The organism is Erwinia sp. V71 (assembly GCF_965644245.1).
Classification (GTDB): domain Bacteria; phylum Pseudomonadota; class Gammaproteobacteria; order Enterobacterales; family Enterobacteriaceae; genus Erwinia.
Genome location: NZ_CBFFRK010000187.1, coordinates 1 through 5,210, shown reverse-complemented (window position 1 = coordinate 5,210; position 5,210 = coordinate 1). Strand labels below are relative to the sequence as shown.

The 5,210-nt window shown below is 53.6% G+C and carries 3 protein-coding genes; all 3 read right to left on the bottom strand.

All coding sequences use genetic code 11. The annotated features are described in order from the left end of the window. Positions 1-129: 129 nt before the first annotated feature. The 3 genes from ACSZO1_RS21615 to ACSZO1_RS21605 all read right to left on the bottom strand — a co-directional run bounded on the left by ACSZO1_RS21615 (position 130) and on the right by ACSZO1_RS21605 (position 4,742). The gene (locus ACSZO1_RS21615; protein WP_437616335.1) at positions 130-1,341 is read right to left on the bottom strand and encodes an FAD-dependent oxidoreductase; all 1,212 of its coding nucleotides are present in this window, start codon (positions 1,339-1,341) and stop codon (positions 130-132) included. Between the two features lie 139 nt (positions 1,342-1,480). Further along, the gene (locus ACSZO1_RS21610) at positions 1,481-3,625 is read right to left on the bottom strand and encodes a TonB-dependent siderophore receptor (RefSeq protein ID WP_437616333.1); all 2,145 of its coding nucleotides are present in this window, start codon (positions 3,623-3,625) and stop codon (positions 1,481-1,483) included. Between the two features lie 142 nt (positions 3,626-3,767). Beyond that, positions 3,768-4,742, bottom strand: coding sequence for a helix-turn-helix domain-containing protein (locus ACSZO1_RS21605; protein WP_437616331.1), 975 nt, complete (start codon positions 4,740-4,742; stop codon positions 3,768-3,770). Positions 4,743-5,210: the final 468 nt, after the last annotated feature.

Here is a 5,210-nt window from a genome sequence, read left to right as displayed (position 1 = left end):
CTTAGTTGTAAGTGTCTACCATGTCCCCGAACAAGTGTTCACTGTGTCCCCGGACCGTACAGCTTGCGGGGGAGGGCTGGGGTGGGGGAGCAGACAACGCCGTATCTCAGTTGCTTGCCCCTCTACTTATCACCCGCCAAAATCCCGCGGCTTCTCCGGCCTGAATCCCAGACCAATAATCCGGCCAAAGACAAAGCGCAAAAACGGTAAGCGACGGATCACACCCGGCAGCCCGCTTTTTTTAGCGGCGGTGCCCGATTTCTTGCGGCTCATTTTGATCTGCAGAAACTGCGTGGCGCAGGTCGGGAACTGGCGGCGCTTCTGCACTTTTGCCAGATCGCTCAGGCTAACGTTACCTTCCCGCAGCGGCGTCGTCAGGTAATTGGCGGCTGCCACCGCATCCTGGATCGCCAGATTGACACCAACACCGCCAATCGGCGACATCGCGTGTGCCGCATCACCAATGCACAGTACGCCGGGTTTCATCCACTGATCCAGCCGGTCAATGCGGATCACCAGCAGTTTCAGCTGATCCCAGTCGCCCACTTCCGCCAGCCGCGCCGCCGGGAACGGGGCAACGGCAGCAATCTGCTGTTTCAGCGCATCGAGTCCTGCCGCTTTCACCGCCTCGTACTCGCCTTTCACAATCGAGTAACCACACTGCCAGAACTCGCCGCGGTCAATCATAATAAAGTTCTGCTTCGGCCCTTTATGGCCCATTCCCCATTCCGGGTCGCCAAGTTGCTTACTGAGGCGGAACCACAGCACATCGCGCGGTGAACCAAAGGATCGCCCGCTCAGACCCGCTTTTTCCCGCACCCGCGAGTGGCGGCCATCTGCGCCAATCACCAGCCGGACGCGGATCTCAAGCGGCTGACCCTCTTTGAGGGCTCTGACGCCGCACACCCTGCCATCAGCACAGATAAAGTCATCAAACGCGGTGGATTGCAGCAGAGTAAAGCCGGGCAGGGCGCCGGATTTGGCGGCGAGGAAATTCAGGAAATCCCACTGTGGCATAAACGCGATAAAACGACAGCGTACCGGCAGCCGCGAGAAATCCGCCATTGTCACTTCCTGACCGCCCACTTCCGCCTGCAGCTTTTCGGCGCGCTGGTGCGGCAGCTGCAACAGCTCATCCAGCAAACCGAGGTGATGCATAATTTCCAGCGTCGACGGGTGAATGGTATCGCCACGGAAATCACGCAGAAAATCGGCATGCTTCTCCAGGACCGTCACCCGCACGCCAGCGCGTGCCAGCAGATAACCGAGCATCAGCCCGGCCGGGCCGCCGCCAACAATACAGCAATCAGTGGTGAGAAGTTGCGATGAGTGTGACTGCATAGTGTGCTCCGCTGTCAGTGACAGATTATTTGATAATAATTATCATTATCTGTTGGGCGTGTCTATTGTGGGGAGTGCAGTTTTGAGTGAGAAAAACGGCGTCACTGACGGGCAGTGACGCCGGGGTTAAGGCAGGAGATTAGAAGCGGTAGCTCATCCCCACCTGCCAGGTGCGGTCGCGACCGATCCAGCAGGCATTACTGCTGTAGCAGGTGTAGGTGAATTTATTGGTAATGTTCTGCGCACCGGCTTTCACAGTCAGACCTTTCAGATCCGAACTGAGGACACCCATATCATAGGCCATTGCCAGATCAAACTGAGTATTGCCGCCCATTGCGGATACGGAGTTATCCTGGCTGACTGGCGTTTTACCTTTGTAGCGCATACCTGCGCCCAGCATCAGACCATTGAGGAAACTCTTATCGAAGGTGTAATCAGCCCACAGACTGACGGCATTCTCCGGTACCTGCATGGCGCGCTGACCCTGATACAGCTCATCCTTAGTGTTAATAGCATGGGTATAAGCATAACTTGCCACCAGATTCAGATTATCCAGCGGACGGCTGACAGCTGTAAGTTCAACACCGTTAGATTCAACTTCGCCAGTTTGCCGGTAATTGGTTCCCACTACAGCATCGTAAGTGCCGTCAGTGGTAAGCACATTTTTTTGTTTAATCTGGAATACAGACGCGGTTAGAGTGGTGGCGTAATTTGCCAGTAAATATTTCACCCCTCCTTCAAGTTGCTTACTGGTTGTCGGTTTAGCGGCTGCAGCAGTCAGGCTGCCGACAGGTGATACTGGCAGGAAACCTTCCGAGTAACTAACATAAGGCGCGATGCCATTGCTGAACTGGTACAGTGCGCCCAGGCGTTTCGTCACGCGGCTCTGATCAACGGATGTCTTCGTGTATCCCGTCAGTTTTTCAGCCGTGGTGGAACGATAGTCATCATAACGCAGGCTGGCGACCAGATTAAGGGCACCGAATTCGATTTGATCCTGCAGGTAGTAACCATTCTGATTATAGCTCAGGCGGTTTCTGCTGAAGTCATACAGACCCAGTTCACTTTCAACGACGCGATGATAATCAGGGTTGAGCATATCAATCCCCGGATTATTTTTGCCATACTGATAATGCATATTAGAGCTCAGATGCTGGTAATCAACACCGGCTAACAGATGATGCTTCCAGTCGCCCAGCTCCACGGTTTTCGTCAGCTGGTTATCAATATTGAAACTGTCGACATCCTCGTCAGTGATATAGCCAAAGCCTGTAAAGTCAGTAACGGAACTGCCCTGCTGATAAGCGTAAACGCTGCGCTGATAGGTTTTTACATTGAAATAGCGTGCTTTCTGTACCACACCCCAGCCGTTATCGAACTGATGTTCAAAGCTGTAGCCCATCATCCATTCGCGTTGTTTGAATACGTTCCAGTTGTCACCGCCATAATCGCGACGTGAAGCATAACCGCTGCGCAGATAAGCCAGAGTGAACGGGTTGGATGGGGTCAGATTAGGTTGATCCTGATACAGCGCTTCCAGCGTCAGACGAGTCTGATCAGAAGGCTGCCAGGTGACCGTTGGCGCAACCAGATAGCTTTCATGTTTTGTGGTGCGAGCCTGGTCATCTCCGGCGCTGGCTTTACCAATAAAGCGATAATTCCAGTCGCTGTCAGCGATCTGCCCGGTGGAATCAATATACCCTTCGCGCAGTTTACGATTGCCGGTATTAAAACCGACTTCGGTGCTTTGCTCTTTCTGTGGTTTTTTACTCTGAATATTGACCAGTCCGCCTGGCGACGCATTACCGTAGAGTACTGAAGACGGTCCTTTGAGAATATCGACCTGTTCAATCAGAATCGGATCAATATTCGCTTTCGTACTGCCACTGACGTTATACGGCAATTGCAGGCCATTATAGTACTCATGTTCGGCGTTAAAACCACGGATCTTATACTCACTCATATACGTGGTCGAACCGCGCATTTCACTCGACACCCCGGCCTCATAGCGCAGGATTTCATTCAGCGATGTCGCATGACGTTTTTCAATTTCTTGTTTGTCGATAGTGTTAATCGTCTGCGGGGTGCGGCTTTCCGGTACAGCGGATTTGGTGGCGCTGTTGGTATAAGGCGCGACGGTATTGCCATCATTATTACCGTCAGCGCTGCTGGCGCTCACCACCAGAGTGTTTTCTTGCGTTGATTCCGTCGCGGCCTGGGCAGAAAGGGCTGCTGCCACGCTGACCGCCAGAAGGGAAAAGGTTAAACCGTGTGTTTTTGCCATAAAAAGAGTCTCTCACTGTTTTAATTATCGAACACTGTGACCCTATTATTGCTGTAGCCGCGTCGCGGACGGCTATGCTCAGTGACGGGTTGTGTATGAGAGATGACAAATCCGCCCACAAGCACGGGCGAAAAGTAAGGGCTTATGCTACCGACAGCGCGCTGGGGGCGACACCGTAGCGGCGGCGAAACGCGGTGGCAAAGTTGGTGGCATGCTGATAGCCGGACATCCACGCTGCCTGCTGCACGCTATGTCCTTCGCGCAGATAGCGCCGCGCCAGTTCCAGACGGCAGTCACGCAGATAGTTAAAGACGGAGTCGCCATACAGCAGACGGAACTTGCTGCGCAGGCTGCTGGGGCTCATTGCGGCGATGCTGGCCAGCGCATCCAGGGTATGGTTTTTCTCCGGTTCGGCTTTCAGTAACTGGCGTACCTGCTCCAGCCGATGGCGCTCGCCCGGCGGCAGCTGCAGCGCGCTGGCAATCTGGCAGTGGCAGTCGGGCAATGGCGCGTCCAGTAACTGATGCGCCAGCAGCTGCAGCAATAATCCCTCCAGCATCAGCTGACGTGCCACCGTATTGCCGTCGAGCGGCTGCGCCTGACGTAATCCGGTCAACAGATGTTCCGGGACTGACCAGATACCTGACTGATGGTTTTTCTGTTGCCAGGCGCTGACCAGTGCCGCGATGGGCGACTGGGCGTTGAAATGATCGGGATGAATACCGAGTGAAATGGTCACCAGCCGTTCGCTGCCCTGATGACAGGCCTGCAGTACCAGATCCTTGCCGACACAGGTTGCCAGCGACATCCCGGGACGAATGCAGAACGCCTCACCATTCAGCCGCAGGCGCACATGTCCCTCCAGCACCACCAGCATAAACAACGGCGAACTGCCGATGGAGGTGGATTCATAGGGCTCAATCACCTGCAAATCAGAACAGGTCACCGTCATACCGGAAGGCAGCAGGATCTCATCGACACGCCCCTGGACTACGGTCTGATGCGCAACAGGTTCCACCATGCCGGGAAAGCGGTAATCAATACCATAGCGCTCGCCAAAATCACGGAAGTGGGCGACGGAAAAGGGCTGCTGCTGAGCGGCGTGCTGTGTCTTCATGATTGTAGGCGACTGAAACCTGTACCGGACGCAGAACCGGCGTGTGTGGCGAATCTGGCTATGCTATCACTGGTAATAACATTGGTAAAATAAATGATAGGTATTCGCATTACGATTACTGAAGGATCGCTCATGCAATGCTGCTGAGGGCATATCGTATTTGCGGTGACAGGCAGGGTGGCAGAGGCCATGAGCAGAACGTTCTTCGCCAGTAACAAATACGGATGGTGAGCTTGATTTATTTGGGCTGAAGAGGGCAGGAAAGGATATTGCAAACAGGGACAGAAACCTGTCAGGTTTATATAGAAAGGATACCTATTTGACTTAAGTTTTTTTATTAAGTTATTTGCAGGCGTGTTTTTATCGTGATTGTAAGGTTTTTGTCAGGTGCTGGTTGTTCGCGAATTCAGATAATAAGTGCAACGCTCGGACATGATTGTGGAGAGTGTAGGAGGAAGGGTTAACTAC

What these genes read in the sequence shown, in the direction of transcription:
- ACSZO1_RS21615 (WP_437616335.1), bottom strand. Translation starts at nt 1,341, where the DNA reads ATGCAGTCACACTCATCGCAACTTCTCACCACTGATTGCTGTATTGTT.
- ACSZO1_RS21610 (WP_437616333.1), bottom strand. Translation starts at nt 3,625, where the DNA reads ATGGCAAAAACACACGGTTTAACCTTTTCCCTTCTGGCGGTCAGCGTG.
- ACSZO1_RS21605 (WP_437616331.1), bottom strand. Translation starts at nt 4,742, where the DNA reads ATGAAGACACAGCACGCCGCTCAGCAGCAGCCCTTTTCCGTCGCCCAC.